The sequence below is a fragment of the Arthrobacter sp. APC 3897 genome (assembly GCF_030407495.1).
Lineage (GTDB): Bacteria > Actinomycetota > Actinomycetes > Actinomycetales > Micrococcaceae > Arthrobacter_B.
This window is the reverse complement of record NZ_JASDDG010000041.1, coordinates 1-25,458: the sequence shown is the minus strand read 5'-3', so window position 1 is coordinate 25,458 and position 25,458 is coordinate 1. Positions and strand designations below refer to the sequence as shown.

Below are 25,458 nucleotides of genomic sequence, written 5' to 3'. Positions count from 1 at the left end.
GGCGGGCTCTTCATGAAATAGCTGGACGCCGAAAGGATCGGTCCGCCGACGCCGCGGTCCAGCGCAATCTTCGCTGCCCGGATGGCGTCGATGATGACACCGGCGGAGTTGGGGGAGTCCCAAACCTCGAGCTTGTATTCCAGCGACACCGGGGCGTCGCCGAAGTTGCGCCCTTCCAGCCGGACAAAGGCCCACTTGCGGTCATCGAGCCAGGCAACGTAGTCCGAGGGACCGATGTGGACGTCGTCGGCCTTCAAATCGGCGGAGGTATTGGAGGTGACGGCCTGCGTCTTGGAGATCTTCTTGGACTCCAGCCGCTCGCGCTCCAGCATGTTCTTGAAGTCCATGTTGCCGCCGACGTTCAGCTGGTAAGTGCGGTCCAGGACCACGCCGCGGTCCTCGAACAGCTTGGCCATCACGCGGTGCGTGATGGTGGCACCGATTTGGCTCTTGATGTCGTCGCCGATGATGGGAACTCCGGCGGCCGTGAACTTGTCGGCCCACTCCTTGGTGCCGGCAATGAACACGGGCAGCGCATTCACGAAGGCAACCCCGGCGTCAATGGCGCACTGGGCGTAGAACTTGGCGGCCTGCTCGGAACCCACGGGCAGGTAGCAGACCAAGACGTCGACCTTGTTGTTCCGCAGCTCGGCAACAATATCCACCGGCTCGTCATCGGATTCAACGATGGTTTCGCGGTAGTACTTGCCCAGGCCGTCCAGGGTGTGGCCGCGCTGCACGCTGACGCCTGTGTCGGGAACCTCGGCAATTTTGATGGTGTTGTTCTCGCTGGCGCCAATGGCATCGGCCAGGTCCAGCCCGACCTTCTTGCTGTCGACGTCGAACGCCGCCACGAACTGCACGTCATTGACGTGGTAGTCGCCGAACTTCACGTGCATGAGACCGGGAACGGTCAGTCCAGGGTCGGCGTCGCGATAGTACTGGACGCCCTGGACCAGCGATGCTGCGCAGTTTCCGACACCGACGATTGCGACCCGAATGGGGTTCTTTGCCACGGTTCTCCTTTGAAGACAACAATTTTTGCTTGCCGCTCCGGACGCGGCAGGACCGGCCCAGTCTACGGCCTCAAACCCGCGGTTATGTGTGTGGCATCACAAGCCCGGAAGGATGGGGGCCCTGACGTCCCATCCCCGGTTGGTCCCGAACCCCGGGATCACGGTGGACCAAAAGGCGCAATGATGCCCGTGTTAGTTTCGAGGCATGAAACGCAAACCCGGAATGACGGTAATCCTGGTTGCCGCGCTGCTGATCCTCGCCTGGAATACGCCCATCCCGCCGGCTGTAGGCGTTCCTGCCGCAGTGGCCCTTTTCCTGGGAGTTTTCATCCTCGTCGTGGTCCGGTCGGTTCAGCGCGTCCGGAGGGACCGGGCCCGCTAGCCGCGCGGCTCGGCAGCGTGCGGCAGGCACCGGCGGCATACTGGTAACCATGGAGCCCAAGCCCAAGCCCAAGCCCAAGCCCAAGCCCAAGCCCAGGCGCCGGCCGCTGCGAATAGTGGTGCCCAGCCGCAACGACCCGCTGCTGCGGAAGCTCACCGAGGGCATTGGCGGTCCGCTGGGCCGCCATACCGCCCCGGGCATCGTGACACCGGGGTTCTTTACCGTGGAGCGGGTCCTGATCCTGCTCACCACGGCAGCAGCTCTGTTGGCGGTGCTGGTGAAGATGCCTTGCCGCACCGGCGGCTGGGCGGCCCCGGCCCACTTTTATCAGGCCTGCTACTCGGACTGGCCCGTCCTGTTCGATTCCCGCGGCCTGGCCGACGGCGTCTTTCCCTTCCTGAGCCCGGGGCACGGTTTCGAGTACCCGGTGCTGCTGGGACTGCTTGCCGGAGCCGTGGCGCTGCTCGTTCCCGGCGGCGGTCCACAGGACCGTGCACTGGCCTACTTCGACATCAACGCCGTCCTGGCCGTCCTGGCCTGGATCGGTACCGTCATCGCGACCCTGCGGATGGCCAACCGAAGGCCGTGGGACGCCGCCATGGTGGCGCTGGCCCCGGCAATGATCCTCTCGGTGTTCATTAACTGGGACATTTGGGCCGTGCTGCTGGCGGCGCTGGGCATGCTGGCTTTTGCGCGCAGCCACCCGGTGCTCGCCGGTGTGCTGCTGGGCCTGGGAACGGCGCTGAAACTCTATCCGGTGCTGATCCTCGGCGCCGTGCTGGTCCTGGCGCTGCGGACCGGGCGGCTCCGCCCGGCGTTCCAGGCGGCGGGTGCGGCCGCGGCCGCGTGGCTGGCGGTGAACGTGCCGTTCATGGTTGCCGACTTCACCGGCTGGAAGTTTTTCCTGACCTTCACCGGGGACCGGCCGGCAGGATATTCCTCCGTGTGGTTTGCCTGGAACGTGCTGGCGGAGCGGTGGGGGCAGCCTCAGGCGGAGTCAGGGTTTATCAATTTCTGGGCCTATTTCCTGTTCGCTGCGGCCTGCGCGGGCATTGCTGTGCTGGGACTTGCCGCACCGCGGCGGCCCCGGCTGGCCCAGCTGGCGTTCCTGATTGTCGCCGCCTTCATCCTGACCAACAAGGTGTATTCCCCCCAGTTTGTCCTGTGGCTGATTCCGCTGGTAGCGCTGGCCCGCCCCCGGTGGCGGGACTTTTTGATCTGGCAGTTCTTCGAAGTGCTCCACTGGTGGGCCATCTGGATGTATCTGGGCGCCCAAACCTCCGGCGGCCCCGCCCAGAACAACATCGACGCCGCCTACTATGTGTGGGCCGTGGCCGGCCACACGCTGGCCACGGCCTGGCTGATGGCCCAGGTGGTCAGGGACATCCTGGTGCCGGCCCGGGACCCGGTGCGCCGCCTGAACATCGATGATCCGCAGGGCGGGCCCTTCAACCACGCACCGGACCGGTTCCGGCTGCACTTCAAGACCCGCGGCACGGTGCCGGAGGAACCCGGCACTCAGGTATCCACTCCAAAGAAAGCAGGAACACCATGACCGATGTCTCGGTGGTCGGCGCCGGGCCAAACGGTCTGGCGGCCGCCGTCATTATGGCCCGTGCAGGGCTTTCGGTACGGGTTTTCGAAGCAGGGCCAACGGCCGGCGGCGGTAGCCGCACCAAGGAATTGCTGGAGCCCGGCCACTTGTACGACGTGTGCTCGGCGGTGCACCCCATGGCCCTGGCGTCCCCGTTTTTCCGCCGGTTTGAACTGGCGGACCGGATCAGGCTCACCGTGCCGGAAATCTCTTATGCCCATCCGCTGGACGGAGGCGACGCCGGGCTGGCCTACAGGGACCTGGAACGCACTGTGGCGGCACTGGGAACGGACGGGCCCGCCTTTCGGAAGCTGATGTCCCCGCTGGTGCAGCGCAGCGAAGCCATCACCGAACTGCTGATGTCCCCGCTGATCCGGGGCTACCGGCAACCGGGTGCGGCACTGGCGTTCGGCCGCGCCGCCCTGGACCAGGGAACGGCGTTGTGGAACCGGCGGTTTACCGCCGACAAGGCGCCGGCCCTGCTCACCGGTGTTGCCGCCCATCCGGTGGGACGCATGCCCTCACTGCCTTCGGCCGGCGGCGGCCTGCTCCTGTCCCTGCTTGCCCACACGGTGGGCTGGCCGGTGCCTGAGAGGGGATCCCAGGCGATTGCCGATGCCATGGTGACGGACCTGCAGGCCCACGGCGGCGAACTGGTCACTGACCACCGGGTGTCTTCGCTCGGAGAGGTCCGTGGCACCGGGACCGTGCTGCTGGATGTGTCCCCGCGGACCCTGCTGGAGCTCGCCGGTCCGGAACTGCCGGGACGGTACGCGAAAGCGCTGGAACGGTTCCGGTACGGCAACGCAGCCTGCAAGGTGGACTTCATCCTTTCCGGTCCGGTGCCGTGGGCCAACCGGGACGTGGGACGGGCCGGAACGGTGCACCTGGGCGGACGCCGCGCCGAACTTGCCGCTGCGGAGGCGCAGGTTGCCGCAGGAAAACACCCGGATAAGCCCTACGTCCTGCTGTCCCAGCCCAGCAGCTTTGATTCCACCCGGGCACCGGCGGGCCGCCACATCCTGTGGACCTACTGCCACGTTCCTGCCGGTTCCGCGGTGGACATGACCGAAGCCGTCACCACGCAGATTGAGCGCTTCGCACCCGGTTTCCGCGACGTAATCGTGCGCTCGCAGGCGACGACGGCGGCGGACCTGGAGCGCTACAACGAGAACTACGTGGGCGGTGACTTTGGCGGCGGCGCCGTGAACCTGCGGCAGATGGCGGCGCGGCCCGTGCCGGCCGTGAACCCCTGGCAAACACCGCTTCCTGGGACCTATCTGTGTTCGGCGTCCACTCCGCCGGGGCCCGGGGTCCACGGCATGGGCGGTTTTCACGCCGCCGGGCTGGCACTGCGCCGGCACGGCCTGCCGATGCCGGACCTTGGTGTGAACAGCTAAAGGGCCGGATTCCCCGCCGGGGGGAAGGGTGCGGGAAAGGGGATACGGCCTGAAGCTTGTATGTTTAAATCCAGCGGAACCCCGCTCACGCTCTGCAGGGGGAATGGACCATGCACAACCAGGACAACGGGGAGCCGGCGAATCCGGACACCCTCGTTCCGACTCCAGCAGCCGTGCGCCGAAGCCCGCGCTGGTGGCTGGCAGTGGAGTCGGCACTGATTGCCTACGGCCTGACCCTGGGCGCCGCCCTGGTGACCATGGCGCTGCTGGTCCTGGGCTTCTTCCTGGGCGGGGCAGGCGCCCTGAACGCCATGAATGATTCGGCCGGCAGCATGGGTGCCCGGCTTGACGGACCCTCGGCCCTGGCTATCTATCCGTTTTTCCTGGCCGCGATGGCGCTGGGCGGAACAACGGTCCTGACCGTCTCCTCCACTGTTCCGGACTTCGGGGCCCCTCTGGTCAGCGTGTGGGTGGGGGTTCTTCCCCTGCTGCTGACCGCCGCGGCAACCGCAGCTCTCTGGCGTCTTGGCCGCAGGGCGGAACGGAACAGCGCACTGGAATCCGACGGCGCCCGCTGGCTCTATGCCGGGATCACAGGCCTGGCGCTTGCCGCTTTCTCCGTGCTGCTGAGCCTGATGGTTTCCCTGCGCGGCAACACTGACACCGGTGCCGCATTCCTGACCGCTGCCTCACCCAGCCTGGTGGCCGGCTCCGTCCTGCTGGGGACCGTGGCCAGCTGGGCGGGACGGGCACGCGAGGCAGGCACGGGGCTTCGCTGGTTCAGGCGGGCTGAAGCAGCACTGCCGGGGCTTCGGCCCGCGCTGCGCCTGGCCGGGTTCCACTATCTGGCCTACACCTCGGTCATCGGTTCGGCACTGCTCATCCTGGCCCTGATCCACGGCGGCGCTGCGGTGGCCTTCGCCGCACCGCTCTGGCTGCCGACGGCGTCGGCCTGGGCTTTCGCCGCCGGCCATTTGTCCGCAGTGGCGAACCTGGGACTGTCACTGCCGGGAACCTTCCCGCTGACCGTGGGCAACCTGCCCGTTGGGGTCAGTGCCGCCGTCGCAGTTCTGGTGCTGCTGCTGGCCGCGGCGGCGTCCATCCTGTGGTTCCTCAGCCGGAACCGCGACGGGGAGGAGCCGTCCCGGGCGGGTTCCTGGCTGACCCTGCCGGTGGTTTTCGGCCTGATGGGCGGAATGCTGTCAGTTCTCAGCATCGTGGCGGCGGGACAGGGGGCTGCCGGGGGCAGCAGTTTCGGACCGGGAGCCGGAATTGCCGGCCCCGCCTGGTGGACGTTCCTGGTCATGGCCGGCTGGGGATTGGTGATCGAAGCGGGCTCACGGACCCTGGCCCCCCATCTGGCGCACCTGGTGCCCCGGAGGACGGCTGCATTCCTCACCGGTTCCTCGGGGAACTGAGGCCGGCCGCCCCGGACACGGGCTGCGTCCCTTGCGCTCAGGACCCCGGCATGGGCAACTGGAACCAGGAGGTTTACCGATGACCGTGCACCTGAACAACCACCACCGGGACACGCTGGACCAGATCCTGCGGCATCCCGCCAGTTCCAACATCGAGTGGAAAAGAGTCCGCTCCCTGCTGGAGGCCGTCGCCGACACCACGCGGGAACACAACGGGAAGTATGAAGTGACCCTAGCCGGTGAAACCGACTATCTGGAGCCTCCGCGGGGCAAGGACATTGACGAGCAGACCGTTGTGGACCTGCGCAAAATGCTGACCCGGGCCGGATACACGCTGGATACCAAGTAGGTCCCGCCGGCCCGCAGCCGGCAACTACTCGACTGTCAGCTCACCCATCCGGGACCAGTCTTCACCCTCGATGACCGTGTTGATGATCTTCGGCGTCTCAACCAGTGCCTGGACCATGTCCTTCATGGCCTGCTGGAAGTGGTCGCTGCCCACGTGAGCCTCGGCGGCGTCATCCTTGAACGCTTCCACGAGCACAAACTCATTGGGGTTTTCCAGGCTGCGCGACCAGTCGAACCACAGGTTGCCGGGCTCCGCACGGGTGGCTGCGGTGAAATCGGCGGTCAGTTCCGGCCACCGCTCCACCCATTCCGGCTTGACGTTGAATTTGACGGTAATGAAGATCATCTTCGCTCCTTAGCGGTATATTTCCGGCAGTGTCCCGGGCGGAGACACGCGGCCTTCATCGTAGGCACGTCAGGGCCGCGGCTGTCCATCCCGGCCGGGATGGGAGGATGGAAGCGTGGCACACCTCGACGTATCCAACATTGACTATTTCCTCTCCGACGGGCGGCAGCTGCTCAACAGCGTCAGCTTCAAGGTGGGGGACGGGCATAAGACGGCCCTGATCGGTCCTAACGGCACCGGAAAGACCACCCTGCTGCGCATCATCGCCGAGGACATCAAGGCTGACGAGGGCACCGTCTCCAAATCCGGATCCATGGGCATCATGCGCCAGTTCGTGGGACAGGTCCGCGATGACAGCACGGTCCGGGACCTGCTGGTCTCCGCCGCCCCGCCGGCGCTTGCCGCTGCAGCCAGAGCCGTGGACGACGCGGAGCTGGCCATGATGGAGCACGACGACGAGCCCACCCAGATGCGCTATGCCACCGCAATAGCCGACTGGGGAGACGCCGGGGGCTACGAGCAGGAAACCGTCTGGGACGAAGTCACCATGGCGGCCCTGGGCATGCCGTTTGACCGCGCCCAGTACCGCAAGGCCTCCACCCTCTCCGGAGGCGAACAGAAGCGGCTGGTCCTGGAGGCACTGTTCTCCGGCCCCGATGAACTGCTCCTGCTGGACGAACCGGACAACTACCTGGACGTTCCCGGCAAGCGCTGGCTGGAAGCCAAGCTGGCGGAATCCCGAAAATCCGTGCTGTTCGTCAGCCACGACCGGGAACTGCTCGACAACGCAGCCACCCGCATCGTCACCCTGGAACCGGGCATCAACGGTGCCTCGGCCTGGATCCACGGCGGCGGCTTCAGCAGCTATGTCACGGCGCGGGAAGACCGAAACGCCCGGTTCGAGGAACTGCGCCGGCGCTGGGACGAGGAGCATCTCAAGCTCAAAGAGCTCGTGAACATGTACAAGAACAAGGCGGCGTTCCGCTCCGACATGGCCAACCGGTACCAGGCCGCCCAGACCCGGCTGGCCAAGTTCCTCGAAGCCGGACCGCCCGAGGCCCTGCCAATTGAGCAGAACGTCAAGATGCGCCTGCGCGGCGGACGCACTGCCAAGCGTGCCGTCGTTGCGCAGAAACTGGAGCTGAGCGGCCTGATGAAGCCGTTCAGCACGGAAATCTGGTTCGGCGACCGGGTGGGTGTGCTCGGGTCCAACGGCTCCGGCAAGTCCCACTTCCTGCGCCTGCTGGCCCTGGGCGGCACCGATCCGGACAAGGAACACGAGCCGGTGTCCGAGGTGGAGATTTCTCCCGTTCCGCACGAGGGCTCGGTCAAGCTCGGTGCCCGGATTCGCCCCGGATTCTTCGCCCAGACCATGATGCGTCCGGACCTGCTCGGGAAAACCCTGCTGGACATCCTGCACCGCGGTGATGAACACCGTTCCGGGCTCGGCCGCGAGGCCGCCGCCGGAGCCCTGGACCGCTACGGCCTGGCGGCGTCTTCCGAGCAGAAATACGACTCGCTTTCCGGCGGACAGCAGGCCCGGCTGCAGATCCTGCTGCTGGAACTTTCCGGTGCCACCCTGCTGCTGCTGGACGAGCCCACCGATAACCTGGACCTGCATTCCGCTGAAGCCCTGGAAAAGGCCATCGAAGCGTTCGAAGGAACCGTTCTCGCCGTCACCCACGACCGCTGGTTCGCCCGCAGCTTCGACCGCTTCCTGGTGTTCGGTTCCAACGGCAAGGTCTATGAATCCGAGACCCCGGTCTGGGACGAGCAGCGGGTGGTTCGGGCTCGGTAGGCGCGTCGGCCGCATAGGGGACAATAGTGCCGTGAAAGAAACCAACGATCTCCACGACACAGCCCTCAACAAGGCACTCGTCGCCGTCTTCGTGGTGTTCGGCCTCAACGGCCTCGTCTTTGCCAGCTGGGCGGCCCGCATTCCGGCCGCCGCCCAGGACCTGGGCATCGGAGCCGCCGGAGTCGGCATCCTGCTGCTGTTTTCAGCGATCGGCTCGGTCACGGCACTTCCGCTGGCCGGCTCGGTGGCGCAGCGGATCGGCACCGCCGGCACCGTGCGCGCCGGCGGAATCACGTCGTCGGCCGCTTCCCTGATCATCGCTGCCGGCCTCTATCTGGGCTCCGTCCCGCTGACCGCCGGAGGCCTGCTGGTCTTCGGAGTGGGCATTGCCGGCTGGGACGTTGCGATGAACCTCGAAGGCGCTGATGTGGAACGCCGGCTTCGCCGCAACATCATGCCCAAGTTCCACGGTGCGTTCTCCGCCGGGTCCTTTGTGGGTGCCCTGATCGGTGCCGGCCTTTCAGCCCTCGGCGTTTCGCTGTCCCTGCATCTGCTCGCGATCCTGACCATTGTCAGCGTTGTGGTGCTGATTGTGCCGCGCAACTTCCTGCAGGTTTCCCACGCGCCCCACGTTTCCGGCGAGCCGGGCACGGACGTGAAGCCGTCCCGCTTCGGCGCCTGGAAGGAGGGACGCACGCTGCTCATCGGCGTCGTGGTCCTGGGGGCCGCGCTGACCGAGGGTGCCGCCAATGACTGGGTGGCCAAGGCGACCGTGGACGGGCTGGGAACCAGTGAATCCGCCGGCGCCGTGATGTTCGCCGTCTTTGTGGCCGCAATGACTCTGACCCGCTGGTTTGGTGCCCGTCTGATTGACCGGGTGGGCAGGGTTCCGGCGCTGCGGATGTGTATGAGCGCCTCCCTGGTGGGCCTGCTGCTCTTTGTGCTGGCACCCAACCTGCCGTTGGCTGCGCTTGGCGCGGTGCTGTGGGGGATCGGCGCAGCCCTGGGCTTCCCGACGGGGATGTCCGCCGCCGGAGAAGACCCGGCGCACGCCGCAGCCAGGGTCTCCGTGGTGTCCACCATCGGCTACTCCGCCTTCTTCGTGGGCCCGCCCGTCCTGGGTTTCCTGGGTGAGCACTGGGGAATCCGCAATTCCCTGCTCGTGGTGGCTGCCGCCATGCTGCTGTCCATCATCTTTGCCCCTGCGGCCGCCGAACAGAAAAAGGTTTCGGTCGAACCCTGACCGGACCCGGCGGGGTTGTTCCAGCGGACCGGACCTGTCCGCAATAGGGGTTCCGTCCGCGGACCCCGCGGTTTACCTTCGGACGATGTCCACTACCCCCATTTCTTCTTCGGGGCGGCCCGGTGCCGTCCAGGGACTGATCCGGGCGCACGGAGTCACGAAGGTCTACTCCTCCAAATCGGGTCCCGTCCGCGCGCTGGACGGACTGGATATCTCCGTTCCGGAGGGGACCGTCATGGCACTGCTGGGCCCCAACGGGGCCGGGAAAACCACTGCGGTCAAAGTCCTCACCACCCTGATCAAGCCCGATGCCGGCACCCTGAGCATTGACGGGATCGATGTGCTGGCCGAGCCCAAGGAGGTGCGCCGCATCATCGGCGTCTCCGGCCAGTACGCCGCCGTGGATGAAAACCTCACCGGTCAGGAAAACCTGCGGATGGTGGGCAGGCTCTACCATCTGTCCGCCAAGGAGGCCCGGACACGGGCCGCAGAATTGATCGACATGTTCGAACTGACGGATGCCGGCAACCGGCCGGTGAAAGGTTATTCCGGCGGGATGCGCCGCCGCCTGGACCTGGCAGGCGCCCTGGTCAACAGTCCCCGGGTGCTGTTCCTGGACGAACCAACCACGGGGCTGGACCCGCGCAGCCGCCTGGCCCTGTGGCAGGTCATCAAGGACCTCGTTGCCGCCGGCACCACCCTCCTCCTGACCACTCAGTATCTGGAGGAAGCGGACCAGCTGGCCGATTCCGTGGCTGTGATCGACCGCGGAGCAGTGATCGCCGAGGGGACCTCGGACCAGCTGAAATCCCGGATCGGCGGCCACAGCGTTGCGGTGGCCCTGATGGACGGGAACGACGCCGCCGCGGCGCGGGAAATACTCGCCCGGCACGGATCCGGAGCCCCCCACACCGCTGATGACGGCCGGACCCTGGAGGTGGCGGTGCAGAACGGTCCGGCGTCACTGCAGCTGGTCCTGGCGGACCTTCAAAGCCGGGACGTTGGACTGCACGACGCCGGAATCCGGCGGCCCACCCTCGATGATGTGTTCCTGCAGCTGACCGGCCGGCCGGCCGAAGAGGACCAGGATCCCCGGGACCCGTCCGCCGTTGACGGACAGGGCAAATCAGCCCGGCACGGGGAAGGGGTCCGCCGATGAGTGCCGCCGCAGCCAGGCTTCCTGCAACTGCCGCCCGCGGCAACTCGGCCGCGGCCAACTGGGCCGCTGACGGCTGGACAGTCACCAGGCGCAACCTGATCAAGATCAAACGCTCGCCGGACATGATCATCTTCGCCGTCCTGCAGCCGGTTATGTTCGTGCTGCTGTTCAGCCAGGTGTACGGCGGGTCCATCAACGTTGCCGGCACGGACTACACGCAGTACCTGATGGCCGGGATCTTTGCACAGACGGTGGTCTTCGGATCCACCTTCTCCGGTGCCGCCATGGCCCAGGACCTGAAAGAAGGCATTATTGACCGGTTCCGCACCCTGCCCATGAGCCCCTCCGCAGTGTTGATCGGACGGACCAACTCGGACCTGGCGCTCAACGCGATTTCGGTGCTGATCATGATGGGCACGGGGCTGCTGGTGGGCTGGCGGGTCAACACGTCCTTCGCATCCTTCCTGGCGGCCGTGGGGCTTCTGCTGCTCTTCTCCTATTCCTTCAGCTGGGTGATGGCACTGCTGGGCATGACCGTCCGCACACCCGAAACCATCAACAATGCCTCGTTCATGATCCTGTTTCCCCTCACGTTTATTTCCAATGCGTTTGTGCAAAGCTCCACGCTGCCCGCGCCGCTGCGCATTTTCGCGGACTGGAACCCCGTGTCAGCCCTGGTCCAGGCGGTGCGCGAACTGTTCGGAAACCTGGGGACCACTCCGGTGCCCGACACGTGGCCCATGCAGCACGCAGTGGCCACGGTGCTGATCGGATCGGCGGCAATGCTGCTCATTTTTGTTCCGCTTGCCGTGCGGAAGTTTGAGTCGGTGAGTTCCCGCTAGGAACCGCGGGCCCCAAGATGGAGACACCAAGTGTGAGGAAACACCATGATTGAGGCACACGAACTCACCAAGCGCTTTGGCGACAAAACCGCCGTCGACGGCCTTACCTTTACGGTCCCGCCGGGCAAGGTCACCGGATTCCTCGGCCCGAACGGCGCCGGAAAATCAACCACCATGCGGATGATCGTGGGGTTGGACCATCCCACCGGCGGAACGGTGATCGTCAATGGAAAGCCGTACGCCGGGCACCGGTCCCCCCTGCACGAGGTGGGTGCCCTGCTCGAAGCGAAGGCGGTCCATCCCAAACGCACCGCCTACAACCATCTGCGGGCCCTGGCCGCGACCGAAGGCATTCCCCCTGCCCGCGTTAACGAAGTCATCGAACTCACGGGACTTGGTTCAGCGGCGCGGAAGAAGGTTGGCGGGTACTCGCTGGGCATGGGGCAGCGGCTGGGCATCGCCGTCGCACTGCTGGGGGACCCGCACACCCTGATCCTGGATGAGCCCGTCAACGGACTGGATCCCGAAGGCGTGAAATGGGTGCGCTTCCTGGCCCGGGGACTTGCAGCTGAAGGCCGTACCGTCTTCATCTCCTCCCACCTGATGAGCGAGATGGCAGTGACCGCCGATCACCTGATCGTGATTGGCCGCGGCCGGATCCTGGCCGATGCCCCCATTGGGGAAGTGCTGGCCGGAAGCCAGCAGGAGCGTGTCCTCGTGCGCACCGACGACGCCGGTGCCCTGGCGGCCGCCCTCGGATCGCCGGGGGTGGAAGTGCGCAGACAGGAAGCGGACCAGCTGGAGATTCTCGGGCTGAGCACCCGCAGCATTGCTGAAGCAGCCTTTTCCCGGGGGCTCCTCATCACCGAACTCACCCCGCAGCAGGTCTCCCTGGAGGACGCCTACATGGAATTGACCGGAGGCGAGGTGGAATACCGGTCACAGCACATGAGCGCCCCTGCCGGTTCTGCGCCGGACGAGGAAGGACGGCAGCCATGAGCACCGCAGCACCTGCAGCGCAGGAACCCCGAAGCTCCGGTGCCGGCCGCGTGACGTTTGCCCGGGTGCTGCGCTCCGAAATGATCAAGACCGCCACGGTTCCCTCCACCGTCATCCTGCTGGCAGTGAGCTTCGCGGTGATGGTTGGGCTGGGCGCCCTGGTTGCCTGGGGAACGGTACAGCTGGTGAATGACCCGGCGGCCGGCCCTCCCGGCGGCCTGGGCGCGTCAGCGCAGAGCCTGGCCTATGACATCCCGGCATCCGGGCTGCCCTTCGGCCAGCTGCTGATCGCCGCCCTGGCCGTGGTGCTGATTGGCTCCGAGTACACCACCGGCATGATCCGCTCCACCATGGTGGCCGTACCCACCCGCACGCCGGCGCTGCTGGCCAAGACCCTCGTGACTGCGGTTATTTCCTTCATTCTGGGTGTCCTGGCGGCCTTCGCCACCTATCTGGCGGCCCAGCCGATACTGTCCGGATCCGACCTGGATTTCGGGCTGGACGCGGACGGGGTGCTGCCGTCCATCATCAACACCGGTACGGTACTGGCCCTGATTGCCGTCATGGGCGTAGCCATCGGCGCTCTGCTCCGCAGTACGGCCGGGGGAGTGGTGACCCTGGTTGGAGCACTTTTTGTCCTGCCGATCATCACCGGGCTGCTCTCCGGCCTGGCGGACTGGGTGGTGGACGCCGAGCGCTTCCTGCCCAGCAGCGCCTCTGCCGCTCTGGTGGCCACGCGGGTCCAGCCGGAGGCATTCAACCAGGCTGAAGGCGGCCTCATTCTGGCCGGCTGGGCCGTGGTGCTGCTGGCTGCCGCCGTCGTGGTGATCAAGAAACGGGACGTCTGACGCGGGACGTTCCGGGGCAGCCGGAGCAAAGCCGGCTCAGGGTCCTCCCTGAGTCATACTCCGGGAGGACCCGGAAAAGTACCGAAATCATCCTCTTGGACGGTGCCCGGGGACGGTGTGCTCCTCTAGGGTGGGGGAAGTCCCCCGGATTTTGTTACACCGCAATGTAATTCCGCCCCAGAGCAATTCCGCCCAATGTGAGGATCACCATGATCGAGGCACAAAGCCTCTCGAAACGCTACGGTGCCAAAACCGCCGTCGACAACGTTTCCTTTACCGTCCAGCCGGGAAAGGTCACCGGCTTTCTCGGCCCGAACGGCGCCGGCAAATCCACCACCATGCGCATGATCGTGGGCCTGGACCGTCCCACCGACGGCGCCGTCACCGTCAACGGCAAGCCCTACCCGCGGCACAAGGCACCCCTGCACGAAGTCGGCGCACTGCTGGATGCGAAGGCCGTGCACACCAAGCGCTCTGCGTACAACCACCTGCGCGCGCTGGCCGCCACCCACGGCATCTCCAACAAGAGGGTCAACGACGTTATTGAGCTGACCGGCCTCGGCCCGGTGGCCAAGAGGCGGGTGGGCGGCTTCTCACTGGGTATGGGGCAGCGGCTGGGAATCGCCGTCGCACTGCTGGGGGACCCCCAGACCCTGATCTTCGACGAACCGGTCAATGGACTGGATCCGGAGGGTGTCCTCTGGGTCCGCAACCTGGCCAAGGGCCTGGCCGCTGAAGGCCGCACGGTCTTCCTGTCCTCGCACCTGATGAGCGAAATGGCCGTCACCGCTGATCACCTGATCGTGATTGGACGCGGCCGGATCATCGCCGATGCGCCGATCACCGAGATCATTGCCGGACAGGACAAGATCCGCACCTTGGTGCGCACGGACCAGCCCGAGGAACTTCGCCGCGAACTCGAAAACCGGGAAACCACCTTTACGCAGCTGGAACCGGACCTGCTGGAAATTACCGGCCGGGATCCGCGCAGCATCGCCGAAGCCGCATTGGCCCGTCAGATCCTGATCTATGAACTGACGCCCCGGCAGTCCTCCCTCGAAGAGGCCTACATGGAGCTGACCCGGGACCAGGTCGAGTATCAGTCACAGGCCATCGACCAGCCAGAGGCACCGGTTCCCGCAGCCGAAGCCACCTTGATCAGCGGCGGAGGAAAGTCAGCATGAGCATCCAGACAGCACCAACCCCCGCTCCGGCCCGGAGCCGCGACGGCTCCGGCCTGAGCTTCGGACGCATCCTGCGCTCGGAGTGGATCAAGGTCACCACGGTGCCGTCCACCGTGATCCTCCTGGCCATCACACTCGTCGTCATGGTGGGGCTCAGCACCCTTTATGCCTGGCAATTAGCAGTGTCGGTCGGTTTTATGGCGGACGCTTCTCCGGAAATGCAGGCCCAGATGGGCGGCGGCATGGAAATGTTCCGCGAACAGGCCCTGATGGCACCGGCCAGCGGCTACATCTTCGGTCAGCTCCTCATCGCCTCATTGGCGGTTGTGCTGATCGCTTCTGAGTGGGGCACCGGCATGATCCGCTCCACCATGGTGGCCGTTCCAACCCGCATTCCGGCACTGCTGGCCAAGAACCTGATCATTGCGCTCATCGCCTTTATCCTGGGCGCCGGAGCCGCATTCATTTCCTACTTCATTGCCCAGCCCATCCTCAGCTCGGAAGGCCTGGACTTTGCGCTGACTGACGACGGCGTGCTGCGCTCCATCCTGAACACCGGAACCTACCTGGCGTTCATTGCCGTGATCTCCATGGCCATTGGCACGCTCCTGCGCAACACCGCCGGCGGCGTCGTCACGGCCATCGGCCTGTTCTTCGTCTTTCCCGTCATCATCGTGAACATCATTCAGGGGCTGGCGGACTGGATTCCGGACGCCGCCCGCTTCCTGCCCACCAACGCCGGAGACCGGATGCTGATGTTCCCGGCCGAGGCCGCCGGGCAGCTCAGCCCGCTGGAGGGCGGGCTCGTCATGGCCGCCTGGGCCGTGGCGCTGCTCATCATTTCCCTGCTCGTGGCCAAACGCCGCGACGTGTAGGGACACACTCTTCGGGGACGGAGGCGGCGGAAGAACGGCCGCCGCTTCTTTCCCCGGACCCTCTTCAGGGCACGGGAACTCCTCCACAGCGGGGAGTTTTTGTGTTTAATCCCCGGGCGCTTCACGGTTTCGGGCATCTATTACGCGCGCGGAGCAGGCTCTGGTTGAATCGGAGTATGTCTGATGCATTGGATCACATTCATGACCTTGGCGCTTTCGTCAGCGCCTCTCCCTCAAGTTTCCATGCGGCCCGCGAGGGCGCGCGCCGCCTCGCGGCCGCCGGATTCACCGAGCTCAGCGAAGACCGGCCCTGGCCTGCCGGTCCGGGCAGGTACCTCGTGGTGCGGGACGGCGCCCTGATCGCCTGGATCGTTCCGGAAGGAGCCGGAGCCGGCACGGGATTCTCGATCCTCGGCACCCACACCGACTCCCCGTCCTTCAAGCTCAAGCCCCGTCCCACTACCGGGCGGCTGGGGTGGCTGCAGGCCGGAGTGGAGGTCTACGGCGGACCGCTGCTGAACTCCTGGCTGGACCGCGAACTCCAGCTCGCCGGGCGTCTGGTCACCTTCGACGGTGAGGAGCGGCTGGTCGAGACCGGCCCGCTGATGCGTTTTCCGCAGCTGGCCATTCATCTTGACCGGGCCGTGAACGAGGGTTTGAAGCTGGACAAGCAGCAGCACATGAATCCGGTCTGGGGGCTGGGAGATCCCTCCGCCGCAGACCTGGTGGGGCTGCTGGCTGCCAAAGCGGGCCTGGCACCGGAAGAGATCGGCGGCTACGACATCGTGGCCGCAGACACGCAGGAGCCGCGGACTTTTGGTGCAGAGCATGAGTTCTTCGCCTCGGGGCGGCTGGATAACCTCTCCTCGGTCCATGCCGGGCTGGCTGCGCTGATTAGTGCCGCGGAGAAGAAGACGGACGGTTCCATCGCCGTGCTGGCCGCCTTTGACCATGAGGAGGTGGGCAGCGGAAGCCGCTCCGGTGCCGCAGGCCCCTTCCTGGAAGATGTATTGAACCGGATTACCTCAGGGCTCGGCGCCTCGGAAACGGACCGGCAGCAGGCCTTCGCGGCATCCTTCTGCATCTCCGCTGACGCCGGGCACGCCGTGCATCCCAATTACGCGGAACGCCACGATCCGGCCAACCATCCCGTGCTCAACGCTGGTCCGCTGCTCAAAATCAATGCCAACCAGCGCTACACCACTGATGCTCCGGGTGCCGCCCGCTGGGCCCGCCTGTGCCGGGATGCCGGAATTCCCTACCAGGAGTTCGTTTCCCACAACTCGGTGCCCTGCGGGTCCACCATCGGACCGCTGACCGCTACGCGTCTGGGGATCCGCACCGTGGACGTTGGTATCCCGCTGCTGTCCATGCATTCGGCCCGGGAGATGGCCGGTGTGCAGGATCCGTTCTACCTGGCACGGGTGAGCGAAGTGTTCTTTATTCGCTGACACCGGCCGGCCCCGGATGCCGGTTCCGGAATGCGGCGTCAGAAGCACCGGCCGCAGTCCGGTAGACTAGCTAAGTCTGTGCTGTCGGCCTTGCCGACGCTTTTCCTGCCCCCTGGTCACCCAGGGCCGGCGGGACGACAACGCAAAAGAACCTCCTGTTACGGAAATGCCGTGACCGTATAGCCCAAAGGAGGTGGGTTCACAAATGCGTGCTTATGAACTGATGGTTATCATCGACCCCGAGGTAGAAGAGCGTACAGTCGAGCCTTCGCTCGACAAGTTCCTCAATGTAGTCCGCAACGATGGTGGAACCATCGACAAGGTCGACATCTGGGGCCGTCGCCGCCTCGCCTACGAAATCCAGAAGAAGACTGAAGGCATCTACGCAGTGGTTAACTTCACTGCAACGCCGGCAGCTGCTGCTGAACTGGATCGCCAGCTGAGCCTGAACGAGACCATCATGCGCACCAAGATCATCCGCCCGGAAGAGCAGAAGATCTCGAAGAAGGATGCCAAGAAGGCCGCTAAGGCTGAAGCTGCAAAGGTTTCCGCAGAGTAATTTCTGCAAACCAAACCGATATCAGGAGGCAATATGGCAGGCGAGACAACTATTACCGTCGTCGGCAACCTAACGAATGATCCGGAACTCCGGTTCACGCCGTCAGGTTCGGCAGTGGCCAACTTCACCATTGCCTCGACTCCGCGGACCTTCGACCGCACATCAAATGACTGGAAGGACGGCGAAACGCTGTTCCTCCGTGCATCTGTGTGGCGCGAAGCTGCAGAGAACGTGGCCGAATCCCTGACCAAGGGGACGCGTGTTGTTTGCCAGGGCCGCCTGAAGTCGCGTTCGTATGAAACCAAAGAAGGCGAAAAGCGCACCGTCATGGAGCTTGAGGTCGACGAGATCGGCCCCTCGCTCCGGTACGCTTCCGCGAAGGTTACCCGCACCCAGCGCTCCGGCGGCGGTGGCGGCGGCTTTGGCGGTAACAGCGGAAACTCCGGAAACAGCGGCTTCGGCGGCAATTCCAACCCCGCGTGGGGCGGCGGCCAGCAGCAGCAGCAGGCTGCGCCGGCTGACGATCCCTGGGGTGCTCCTGCAGGCGGAGGAAACTCCGGCGGCTGGGGCAACGGACCGGACTCCAACGATCCTCCCTTCTAAATCTCAACCGAAGGGCAGCGCGTTTTCCGCTGGTAAGCGTGCAGCTCTTCACCCCTGCGCCTTCGGGCGCAACCTCAGACGGCATTCGCCGTCGAGCCCATCCCGTGGAATGATCCACGGGCTCCACTAGACATAAGGAGCTCCACGATGGCTAAGGCTGAACTTCGCAAGCCCAAACCAAAGTCCAATCCCTTGAAGGCCGCTGACATCACTGTCATCGACTACAAGGACGTAGCATTGCTGCGCAAGTTCATTTCCGACCGCGGAAAGATCCGCGCCCGTCGCGTAACTGGCGTATCCGTGCAGGAACAGCGCAAAATTGCACAGGCAATCAAGAATGCCCGTGAAGTTGCTCTCCTGCCGTACTCCGGCGCTGGCCGCGGCTAAGGAAAGGAACCTAACTCATGGCAAAGCTCATTCTGACCCACGAAGTAACCGGTCTCGGCGCTGCCGGCGACGTCATCGAGGTTAAGGACGGTTACGCACGTAACTTCCTTCTGCCCCGTGGCTTCGCTCTGACCTGGACCAAGGGCGGCGAGAAGCAGGTTGAGTCCATCAAGGCTGCCCGCGCTGCCCGCGAGCACGCTTCCCTGGAAGATGCTCAGAAGCAGGCTGCTGCACTCTCCGCCAAGCCGGTCACCCTGGCCGTCAAGGCCGGCGAGTCCGGACGCCTCTTCGGCACCGTCAAGCCTGCCGATGTTGCTGCTGCTGTTGAGGCTGCCGGTCTCGGCACCATCGACAAGCGCAAGGTTGAACTGCCGACCCACATCAAGTCGGTTGGCTCCTTCCAGGCTAACGTTCGTCTGCACGACGACGTTGCTGCTGTTATCGACCTCAACGTCGTAGCCAGCTAGCAGCAGGCCACCAGCACGCCCTGAGGGTGTGCGGGCGTCAGCGCCCTCCGCATGAGCGGGGGGCGCTTTTGCGTGCCCGAAGGGCCCAGCAGGCCTTGTGTGCCCTTCGGTGGAGGAACCCCGGACCCGTCTGTGGATATGGGCTGTGGAAAATTCGCCGTTTCCGGGGGATAACTCCGGCCTATAGGCCTGTTTTCATCATCTGTCAACCTGAAACCAGGTGATGGAAGTTAGAAAAAATACCCGCTATACACAGGTGTGGACAGAAGTTTTCCCATGTCAGAGCCATGTTTGTGCTGAAATCAATACTTTATCCACACCCTTATGCCCAACCTGTGCACAAGACACGCCGAGTTATGAACACCTTGTCCACAAGGGCTGTGGATAACTCGTTTGGGAGCAGGGGATTTCGGGGCTACGGTTGCGGTGAATCCCTCCTATTCGACCCTCTGCCCGTTACCGGGACGGCGCCGTTGAAACGGTGGCCGCCGCTCATGAAAGTGTCACCGCGGCGGGATAGACCTGAATCAGCTGCCCACCGGCAGGGATCGCACCACAGAAGTACCTTGGGAAAGGGTTACACAGTGTCGCTCACGCATACTGACTCACCGGCATCGAGTTCGGGCTCCGACTTCGCGCGGACACCGCCGCAGGATTTGGTGGCGGAGCAGTCCGTGCTGGGCGGCATGATGCTTTCCAAGGATGCCATTGCGGACGTGGTTGAGGTTTTGCGCGGCATCGACTTCTACCGCCCCGCCCACGAGTCCATCTTCGAAGCCATCATCGACCTGTACGGCCGCGGCGAGCCCGCCGACGCCGTCACCGTGTCGGATGAACTCACAAAGCGGGGTGAGATTGGCCGCATCGGCGGACCGGCATACCTGCACACGCTCATCCAGTCCGTTCCCACGGCTGCCAACGCTGGATTCTATGCGGAGATTGTCCGGGAGCGGGCTGTCCTGCGCCGGCTGGTGGACGCCGGCACCAAGATCGTCCAGCTGGGCTATTCCAGTGACGGCATGGAAGTCGATGACATCGTCAACGCGGCCCAGGCGGAGGTGTACGCCGTCGCGGAGCGCCGCACGGCGGAGGACTACGTACCGCTCAAGGACATCATCGAAGGCACGGTGGACGAGATTGAGTCCGCCGGCCACCGCGGTGAAGGCATGACCGGTGTCCCGACCGGCTTCTACGAACTCGACGAGCTGACCCAGGGTCTGCATCCCGGCCAGATGATCGTCATCGCCGCCCGTCCGGCTGTCGGTAAATCCACCTTTGCGCTGGACTTTGCCCGGTCCGCGGCTATCAAGAACAACATGACCACCGTCTTCTTCTCGCTGGAAATGGGCCGCAACGAGATTGCCATGCGCCTGCTTTCCGCTGAGGCAACCATCGGGCTGCAGGACCTGCGCAAGGGAACCATCAAGGACGAACAGTGGGGCAAGATCGCCACCACCATGGGCCGGATGAATGATGCCCCGCTGTTCATCGATGACAGCCCGAACATGTCCCTGATGGAAATCCGGGCCAAGTGCCGCCGCCTGAAGCAGCGCCATGACCTCAAGCTGGTGGTGCTGGATTACCTGCAGCTGATGTCCTCGGGCAAAAAGGTGGAGTCCCGCCAGCAGGAAGTTTCGGAATTCTCCCGTGCCCTGAAACTGCTGGCCAAGGAGCTGGAAGTGCCCGTGATTGCGCTCTCCCAGCTGAACCGAGGTTCCGAGCAGCGCACGGACAAGAAGCCCATGGTGTCCGACCTCCGCGAATCCGGCTCCATCGAGCAGGACGCCGACATGGTCATCCTGCTGCACCGTGAAGACATCTATGACAAGGAATCCCCGCGCGCCGGCGAGGCAGACGTCATTGTGGCCAAGCACCGGAACGGGCCCACCAAAACCATTGTGGTGGGCTTCCAGGGGCATTACTCCCGGTTCTCCAACATGGCGGTGGAGGGCGGCTCCGGCTTCTAGGCGCCGCGCGACTAGAATTGGTGCTGCCGGTCGGCGCCGTGGCCGCTCACGGTGCCATCCCAGACCAGCCGTATCCAAGGAGTTCCGTGCCCAAGTCAAAGCCCCGCAAGAAGGCAGCCGCGAAGAAAAAGCAGGCCCGCCGCTCTGAGCATGAAACGAACCGGATTTTCGGCAACACCGAATCCTTCGTCAGTGACGAAGGGGAGTCGCTGCTGACGGCCCGCGGTTGGATCAGTGAGCGCAGCCAGCCCGGCGGCGCACTGGACGGTGACGCCTGGTACTGGATGCCGTCCCAGCTGCCTGCATACCTGGAGGAGGGTGAACCGGTTCCGACGTCGGTGTTCCCGCTTGAAACAGGTTTTGTCAGCCAGCTGGCAACGCCGGACGGTTCCGTTCCGCCCGAGGCCCAGACCGAATATGGTTCCCTGGAAGAACTCATTGCCGACCTGGACCGGCTCGAGGCCTACCGCGTTCCGGAGGGAACCTGGACTGTCCTTGGCGGCGGTCCCGGGCCGGAGGAAACCCCCGGCGACCTCATCGATACCATTGCCGAAGAGTGGGAGCTGATCGCTGAGCTGATCCACTTCCCCTATACCGCGGAATCCGGGCCGCGGTCCTTCGAGACCGTGGTGCAGGCCCACGCCGAGGGCCGGCTAACGGACTACGCCTACCGGTCGGTCCTCGCGGGGAGGGAAATGCCCGCTCCCGGCGCCGAGGGCTGAGATTCGGCGGACCAGCGGTTCCCGCCGCGTGCCGGGCCGTGCGCCCGGTGTGGAGTGTTACAGCCCCGAACCGGCCGTAGGTGTGGCGTCCCGGTCCCGGCTGGACGCCAGCTGCCACGGAACGCTGGCCACCATGATGCCCGGCTCAAAGTGCAGGCGGGCTTTCATGCGCAGTGCGGTCTGGTTGTGCACCAGTTGCTCCCACCAGCGCCCGACGACGTACTCGGGGATATAGACCACGAATAGTTCGCGGGGAGCATTTCTGCGGGCCTCACGCAGGTACGTCAGCACGGGCGACACGGTTTCGCGGTAAGGGGACGACAGTACGGTCAGCGGCACCGGAATCTGCATCCGCTCCCACTGCTCCATCACCCGCTTGGTGTCTTCCGGATCAATGTCCACAATGACGGCGTTCAGGCTGGAGGGACGCGACGCCCGGGCGTAGGCCAGCGCCCGCAGCGCGGGTTTATGGACCTTGGACACCAGGATCACGGCATTGACGCGCGACGGCAGGGCGAGGCCCTGAGCATCTTCATCCACCGCCAGTTCCCGGGCCACCGAGTCATAGTGGGACCGGATCAGGAACATCAGCAGGTACAGCACGCCCATGGCCAGCAGGGCAATCCAGGCGCCGTGGGTGAACTTCGTGACCAGGACAATGACCAGGACCAGCGCGGTCATGCCGAACCCGACGGCGTTGATGACGCGTGAGCGTTTCATGCCGCGCCGCACGTCCCGGCTCCGTTCTGTGCGCAGCCGGGCTGTCCAGTGCCGGATCATGCCCAGCTGGCTGGCAGTAAACGAGACGAACACTCCCACGATGTAGAGCTGGATCAGCCTGGTGACATCGGCGTCAAAAAGCAGGATCAGGACCAGCGCACCCAAACCCAGGGAAACGATGCCGTTGCTGAAGGCGAGGCGGTCGCCGCGGGTGCGCATCTGCCGCGGGAGAAAGCCGTCCTTGGCCAGTATGGAGGCCAGCACGGGAAATCCGTTGAACGCGGTGTTGGAGGCGAAGACCAGGATCAGTCCGGTGGCGGCAATCACGATGTAGAAGGCGAGGCTGCCGTCGCCGAATATCGTTTCCGCCAGTTGGCTGATGACCGGATGCTGGACGTAGTCAGATCCCACAGGGCTGCCGTTATAGATCAGCTGGGTGGCCGGATCCTGTACGACACGGACATTGGTGGCGTTGGCCAGCGCCAGGATGCCCGCCAGCATTGCCGCCGCAATTCCGCCCAGCAGCAGCAGGGTGCTGGCGGCATTGGTGGCTTTGGGTTTGCGGAAGGTGGGAACCCCGTTGCTGATGGCTTCCACCCCGGTCAGGGCGGCCGCTCCCGATGAAAAAGCCCGCAGCAGCAGGAACGCGCCGGCCAGCCCCACCAGCCCGCTGTCCAGTCCGGATTCCGGCACCAGGTCAAAGCCTGCCGACGGCGCCTGGGCGAGGTTGCCGGTGGCTGCCTGAAACGCGCCCGCGGCGCACATGCCGAGCACCGAGGCCATGAAGACGTAGGTAGGCACCGCAAATACCGCTCCGGCTTCCCGGATGCCGCGCAGGTTGACCAGGACCAGGACAGCCACGCCAACGGCGGCAATCGGTGCCTGGAGTCCGTTCAGGGCAGGCACCGCAGTTATTAGATAGTGCGAGGCCGAGGACATCGAGACCGCGACCGTCAGTACATAGTCCACCAGCAGTGCCGAAGCAACGGTCAATCCTGCGGGTTTGCCCAGATTGGTGCTGGCAATCTCATAGTCACCGCCGCCGGAGGGGTAGGCATGGACGTTCTGCCGGTATGAGGCCACTACGGTCAGTAGGACAATAATCACAGCCAGACCGACCCACGGTGAGAGCGTTACCGCAGTGACGCCGGCCAGGGCCAGGGTGAGCAAAATTTCGTCAGGAGCGTAAGCTGCGGACGAGAGGGCATCGGAGGCATAAACCGGAAGTGCGATGCGCTTGGGAAGCAGGGTGTGCGCCAGCCGTTCATTGCCGTACGGTCGCCCCACCAGAATGCGCTTGAGCGCATTGAAGAATGTCAGCACGAGGTCAAACCCTAGACCCGCCGTCGGCACGCTGTCCACAAGCCGCAGGTCGGCGCCGGCCGCCGCCGTGCGCTAGGATGGCGCAGAAGCAAATCACGGCCAAATTGGTGTGATTGATATCAATTTGTTATCTGCGGGGACTTGCTTTACCGTGGTTAACGGTTCAAGAAAGTGAACCCCGCCGGGCGTCCAAGTCCCGGCACAGGCGGGTGCCGTTCCAGGCACCGCCGCAGCGCTCGGTGCCTCGAGCTACCTTCACGTCGCCACATCGTCAGGCACCGTACCATGACCTCTATTCGTCAAGGGGGTTGGCGACGGCGTAACGAAGCCCTGGGAAGGGTGGAACGCAGGTAGGCCCTAGGAGCAGCCAAGACCAATGACCAAGTCTAAGATCAGCCGAATCGTGCGCCGGGGACTCGCAGTAGCTGCCATCTCAGGTGCAGGAGTAACACTGACCGCAGCACCGTCCCAGGCTGCCGACGCAAGTACGTGGGATGCACTGGCACAGTGTGAGAGCGGCGGTAACTGGGGCATCAACACGGGCAACGGATTCTCCGGAGGCCTCCAGTTCCTGCCGAGCACCTGGGCAGCTTACGGCGGAACGGGTGACCCCGCCTCCGCCAGCCGCGAGCAGCAGATTGCCGTGGCAGAGCGCGTTCTCGCCGGCCAGGGCTGGGGCGCATGGCCCGCCTGCTCCGCGAAGCTCGGCCTGTCCGGCGGCGCAACCGGCTCGGTAAGCACCCAGAGCCAGACCACCGTTCCGGAGCAGACCCAGCAGTACACCGCTCCGCAGACCACTCAGGAATACGTCGCCGCCCCGGTTCAGCCTGAAGTCCAGGTTGCCCCCGAGGCTGTTGTACCGGAAACCCCGGTACTTCCCGAAGCCCAGGTCCAGCAGCCTGCGCCGGTGCAGGCTCCTGCTCCTGCGCTGAGCGGCGAGACCTACACCATTGAGGCCGGCGACACACTGTCCCACATCGCCGACAAGCTGGGTGTCGAAGGCGGCTGGCAGGCCCTGTACCAGGCCAACGCCGACTCGATCATCCACCACGACCTGATCTTCACCGGCCAGGTCCTGCAGCTGCCGGCCTAATGAAGGCCTAACCCGGTTCTGCAGCACCGCTGCCGAACCGGAGAACCGCATACTGCAGCACAAGCGCCCCGCTACCGGCGGGGCGCTTGCGCGTTAAGCAGGACGGGGACGGCAGGTGCTGCCGTCAGCCGCCGGCCACGGATGCCAGGATCAAGACCTCGCAGCCCGGGGGGACCCGGCTGTCCAGTCCGTTGAGGTCACGCAGTTCCTCGCCGTCAAGGTACACGTTCACGTAGCGGCGAAGCTTTCCTGCCTCATCCCGGATCCGCCGTTCCAGCCGCGGATAGTCGGCCGCCAGTCCGTCCAGCAGTGCGGCGGCGGTCAGTCCCGGGCCCGCAGGGCGGACGAGCTCGCGCTGACCCCCGGCGGAGGCCGATAGCGCGGCGGGAAGCACCACGCGGACCAGGGGCGCAGTCATCCCTATGATCCCGCCGGGACAATACCGGCCCGGACGCAGAGCACATCCGGAAGATTGCCGGCGATGAGAGAGAAAGTGTCCCCTTCGTCCGCGCTGCCGAACACCTGTCCGCCGCGGGTGCCGAAGTACACACCGGCAGGATCGGCGCTGTCCACAGCAGCGGCATCGCGCAGCACCGCGTTGAAATCCGTCTCCGGGAGCCCCTCGTCAAGCCGCGTCCAGGTATCCCCGGCATTTGTGCTGCGGTACACCGCCAAATGCCCGTCGGGAGCAATGCGCTCGCCGTCGGCCTTCAG

General features: G+C 65.0%; 25 protein-coding genes and 1 pseudogene. 21 read left to right on the top strand and 5 right to left on the bottom strand.

The window, feature by feature from the left end:
- A partial coding sequence (locus tag QMA10_RS16630; protein ID WP_290170173.1) for an inositol-3-phosphate synthase occupies positions 1-1,016 on the bottom strand: 1,016 nt, incomplete at its 3' end.
- A 205-nt stretch (positions 1,017-1,221) separates the two neighbouring features.
- Between QMA10_RS16630 and QMA10_RS16625 the strand changes: the two genes are divergently transcribed.
- From QMA10_RS16625 to QMA10_RS16605, 5 genes are all read left to right on the top strand, one after another.
- Positions 1,222-1,398 carry a hypothetical protein gene (locus tag QMA10_RS16625; RefSeq protein ID WP_290170172.1) on the top strand — a complete coding sequence of 59 codons (177 nt, stop codon included), beginning with the start codon at positions 1,222-1,224 and terminating at the stop codon, positions 1,396-1,398.
- Positions 1,399-1,447: 49 nt separating this feature from the next.
- Positions 1,448-2,953, top strand: coding sequence for a glycosyltransferase 87 family protein (locus QMA10_RS16620; RefSeq protein WP_290170169.1), 1,506 nt, complete (start codon positions 1,448-1,450; stop codon positions 2,951-2,953).
- Positions 2,950-4,392, top strand: coding sequence for an NAD(P)/FAD-dependent oxidoreductase (locus QMA10_RS16615; RefSeq protein WP_290170167.1), 1,443 nt, complete (start codon positions 2,950-2,952; stop codon positions 4,390-4,392). The genes QMA10_RS16620 and QMA10_RS16615 overlap by 4 nt, the downstream gene beginning before the upstream one ends.
- Before the next feature lie 110 nt (positions 4,393-4,502).
- Positions 4,503-5,810, top strand: a complete 1,308-nt coding sequence (locus tag QMA10_RS16610) for a hypothetical protein (protein WP_290170165.1) — start codon at positions 4,503-4,505, stop codon at positions 5,808-5,810.
- A gap of 79 nt (positions 5,811-5,889) precedes the next feature.
- A complete protein-coding gene (locus QMA10_RS16605) occupies positions 5,890-6,159 on the top strand; it encodes a hypothetical protein (RefSeq protein WP_290170164.1) in 270 nt (89 codons plus the stop codon).
- A gap of 24 nt (positions 6,160-6,183) precedes the next feature.
- Here the strand turns inward: QMA10_RS16605 and QMA10_RS16600 are convergent, their stop codons facing one another.
- Entirely contained in the window at positions 6,184-6,504 is a 321-nt protein-coding gene (locus QMA10_RS16600) for a putative quinol monooxygenase (protein WP_290170162.1), read from the bottom strand.
- A gap of 115 nt (positions 6,505-6,619) precedes the next feature.
- Between QMA10_RS16600 and QMA10_RS16595 the strand changes: the two genes are divergently transcribed.
- The 15 genes from QMA10_RS16595 to QMA10_RS16525 all read left to right on the top strand — a co-directional run bounded on the left by QMA10_RS16595 (position 6,620) and on the right by QMA10_RS16525 (position 21,608).
- On the top strand, positions 6,620-8,302 hold the full coding sequence (locus QMA10_RS16595; RefSeq protein ID WP_290170160.1) for an ATP-binding cassette domain-containing protein: 1,683 nt from the start codon (positions 6,620-6,622) through the stop codon (positions 8,300-8,302).
- A 31-nt stretch (positions 8,303-8,333) separates the two neighbouring features.
- A complete protein-coding gene (locus tag QMA10_RS16590) occupies positions 8,334-9,545 on the top strand; it encodes an MFS transporter (RefSeq protein ID WP_290170159.1) in 1,212 nt (403 codons plus the stop codon).
- Positions 9,546-9,630: 85 nt separating this feature from the next.
- On the top strand, positions 9,631-10,704 hold the full coding sequence (locus QMA10_RS16585) for an ATP-binding cassette domain-containing protein (protein ID WP_290170157.1): 1,074 nt from the start codon (positions 9,631-9,633) through the stop codon (positions 10,702-10,704).
- Positions 10,701-11,546, top strand: a complete 846-nt coding sequence (locus tag QMA10_RS16580; protein WP_290170156.1) for an ABC transporter permease — start codon at positions 10,701-10,703, stop codon at positions 11,544-11,546. Before QMA10_RS16585 ends, QMA10_RS16580 begins: the two co-directional genes overlap by 4 nt.
- A 45-nt stretch (positions 11,547-11,591) precedes the next feature.
- Positions 11,592-12,545, top strand: a complete 954-nt coding sequence (locus QMA10_RS16575) for an ATP-binding cassette domain-containing protein (RefSeq protein ID WP_290170154.1) — start codon at positions 11,592-11,594, stop codon at positions 12,543-12,545.
- Positions 12,542-13,393, top strand: coding sequence for an ABC transporter permease (locus QMA10_RS16570; RefSeq protein ID WP_290170153.1), 852 nt, complete (start codon positions 12,542-12,544; stop codon positions 13,391-13,393). The genes QMA10_RS16575 and QMA10_RS16570 overlap by 4 nt, the downstream gene beginning before the upstream one ends.
- Positions 13,394-13,602: 209 nt before the next feature.
- Positions 13,603-14,577 carry an ATP-binding cassette domain-containing protein gene (locus QMA10_RS16565; RefSeq protein ID WP_290170151.1) on the top strand — a complete coding sequence of 325 codons (975 nt, stop codon included), beginning with the start codon at positions 13,603-13,605 and terminating at the stop codon, positions 14,575-14,577.
- On the top strand, positions 14,574-15,452 hold the full coding sequence (locus QMA10_RS16560; protein WP_290170148.1) for an ABC transporter permease: 879 nt from the start codon (positions 14,574-14,576) through the stop codon (positions 15,450-15,452). The genes QMA10_RS16565 and QMA10_RS16560 overlap by 4 nt, the downstream gene beginning before the upstream one ends.
- A gap of 176 nt (positions 15,453-15,628) precedes the next feature.
- Positions 15,629-16,903 carry a M18 family aminopeptidase gene (locus tag QMA10_RS16555; protein WP_290170147.1) on the top strand — a complete coding sequence of 425 codons (1,275 nt, stop codon included), beginning with the start codon at positions 15,629-15,631 and terminating at the stop codon, positions 16,901-16,903.
- A gap of 205 nt (positions 16,904-17,108) precedes the next feature.
- Positions 17,109-17,462 carry a 30S ribosomal protein S6 gene (gene rpsF / locus QMA10_RS16550; protein WP_104053442.1) on the top strand — a complete coding sequence of 118 codons (354 nt, stop codon included), beginning with the start codon at positions 17,109-17,111 and terminating at the stop codon, positions 17,460-17,462.
- Positions 17,463-17,495: 33 nt separating this feature from the next.
- Complete coding sequence (locus QMA10_RS16545) at positions 17,496-18,065, top strand: single-stranded DNA-binding protein (RefSeq protein ID WP_290170145.1); 570 nt, start codon at positions 17,496-17,498, stop codon at positions 18,063-18,065.
- Positions 18,066-18,212: 147 nt separating this feature from the next.
- Positions 18,213-18,452 carry a 30S ribosomal protein S18 gene (gene rpsR, locus QMA10_RS16540; protein ID WP_007269381.1) on the top strand — a complete coding sequence of 80 codons (240 nt, stop codon included), beginning with the start codon at positions 18,213-18,215 and terminating at the stop codon, positions 18,450-18,452.
- Between the two features lie 17 nt (positions 18,453-18,469).
- Positions 18,470-18,919 carry a 50S ribosomal protein L9 gene (gene rplI, locus QMA10_RS16535; RefSeq protein WP_290170133.1) on the top strand — a complete coding sequence of 150 codons (450 nt, stop codon included), beginning with the start codon at positions 18,470-18,472 and terminating at the stop codon, positions 18,917-18,919.
- A gap of 584 nt (positions 18,920-19,503) precedes the next feature.
- Positions 19,504-20,886, top strand: coding sequence for a replicative DNA helicase (dnaB, locus tag QMA10_RS16530; protein ID WP_104053439.1), 1,383 nt, complete (start codon positions 19,504-19,506; stop codon positions 20,884-20,886).
- Between the two features lie 86 nt (positions 20,887-20,972).
- On the top strand, positions 20,973-21,608 hold the full coding sequence (locus QMA10_RS16525) for a hypothetical protein (protein ID WP_290170130.1): 636 nt from the start codon (positions 20,973-20,975) through the stop codon (positions 21,606-21,608).
- A 57-nt stretch (positions 21,609-21,665) separates the two neighbouring features.
- Here the strand turns inward: QMA10_RS16525 and QMA10_RS16520 are convergent, their stop codons facing one another.
- Positions 21,666-23,651 carry an APC family permease gene (locus QMA10_RS16520; RefSeq protein ID WP_290170128.1) on the bottom strand — a complete coding sequence of 662 codons (1,986 nt, stop codon included), beginning with the start codon at positions 23,649-23,651 and terminating at the stop codon, positions 21,666-21,668.
- Between the two features lie 376 nt (positions 23,652-24,027).
- On the opposite strand from QMA10_RS16520, the gene QMA10_RS16515 reads away from it, so the two are divergent.
- On the top strand, positions 24,028-24,744 hold the full coding sequence (locus QMA10_RS16515) for a transglycosylase family protein (RefSeq protein ID WP_290170125.1): 717 nt from the start codon (positions 24,028-24,030) through the stop codon (positions 24,742-24,744).
- Positions 24,745-24,868: 124 nt separating this feature from the next.
- Here QMA10_RS16515 and QMA10_RS16510 read toward each other — a convergent pair whose 3' ends face one another.
- Positions 24,869-25,162: a MoaD/ThiS family protein gene (locus QMA10_RS16510; RefSeq protein ID WP_290170122.1), complete on the bottom strand. Its 294-nt coding sequence runs from the start codon at positions 25,160-25,162 to the stop codon at positions 24,869-24,871.
- A 2-nt stretch (positions 25,163-25,164) separates the two neighbouring features.
- A pseudogene (locus QMA10_RS16505) lies at positions 25,165-25,458 on the bottom strand (exo-alpha-sialidase); the annotation flags it as partial.

Coding starts and splice junctions, on each gene's coding strand:
- QMA10_RS16600 (WP_290170162.1), bottom strand. CDS start 6,504: ATGATCTTCATTACCGTCAAATTCAACGTCAAGCCGGAATGGGTGGAG.
- QMA10_RS16625 (WP_290170172.1), top strand. CDS start 1,222: ATGAAACGCAAACCCGGAATGACGGTAATCCTGGTTGCCGCGCTGCTG.
- rplI (WP_290170133.1), top strand. CDS start 18,470: ATGGCAAAGCTCATTCTGACCCACGAAGTAACCGGTCTCGGCGCTGCC.
- QMA10_RS16610 (WP_290170165.1), top strand. CDS start 4,503: ATGCACAACCAGGACAACGGGGAGCCGGCGAATCCGGACACCCTCGTT.
- rpsR (WP_007269381.1), top strand. CDS start 18,213: ATGGCTAAGGCTGAACTTCGCAAGCCCAAACCAAAGTCCAATCCCTTG.
- QMA10_RS16545 (WP_290170145.1), top strand. CDS start 17,496: ATGGCAGGCGAGACAACTATTACCGTCGTCGGCAACCTAACGAATGAT.
- QMA10_RS16605 (WP_290170164.1), top strand. CDS start 5,890: ATGACCGTGCACCTGAACAACCACCACCGGGACACGCTGGACCAGATC.
- QMA10_RS16560 (WP_290170148.1), top strand. CDS start 14,574: ATGAGCATCCAGACAGCACCAACCCCCGCTCCGGCCCGGAGCCGCGAC.
- QMA10_RS16510 (WP_290170122.1), bottom strand. CDS start 25,162: ATGACTGCGCCCCTGGTCCGCGTGGTGCTTCCCGCCGCGCTATCGGCC.
- QMA10_RS16565 (WP_290170151.1), top strand. CDS start 13,603: ATGATCGAGGCACAAAGCCTCTCGAAACGCTACGGTGCCAAAACCGCC.
- QMA10_RS16615 (WP_290170167.1), top strand. CDS start 2,950: ATGACCGATGTCTCGGTGGTCGGCGCCGGGCCAAACGGTCTGGCGGCC.
- rpsF (WP_104053442.1), top strand. CDS start 17,109: ATGCGTGCTTATGAACTGATGGTTATCATCGACCCCGAGGTAGAAGAG.
- QMA10_RS16555 (WP_290170147.1), top strand. CDS start 15,629: ATGTCTGATGCATTGGATCACATTCATGACCTTGGCGCTTTCGTCAGC.
- QMA10_RS16570 (WP_290170153.1), top strand. CDS start 12,542: ATGAGCACCGCAGCACCTGCAGCGCAGGAACCCCGAAGCTCCGGTGCC.
- QMA10_RS16580 (WP_290170156.1), top strand. CDS start 10,701: ATGAGTGCCGCCGCAGCCAGGCTTCCTGCAACTGCCGCCCGCGGCAAC.
- QMA10_RS16575 (WP_290170154.1), top strand. CDS start 11,592: ATGATTGAGGCACACGAACTCACCAAGCGCTTTGGCGACAAAACCGCC.
- QMA10_RS16585 (WP_290170157.1), top strand. CDS start 9,631: ATGTCCACTACCCCCATTTCTTCTTCGGGGCGGCCCGGTGCCGTCCAG.
- QMA10_RS16620 (WP_290170169.1), top strand. CDS start 1,448: ATGGAGCCCAAGCCCAAGCCCAAGCCCAAGCCCAAGCCCAAGCCCAGG.
- QMA10_RS16515 (WP_290170125.1), top strand. CDS start 24,028: ATGACCAAGTCTAAGATCAGCCGAATCGTGCGCCGGGGACTCGCAGTA.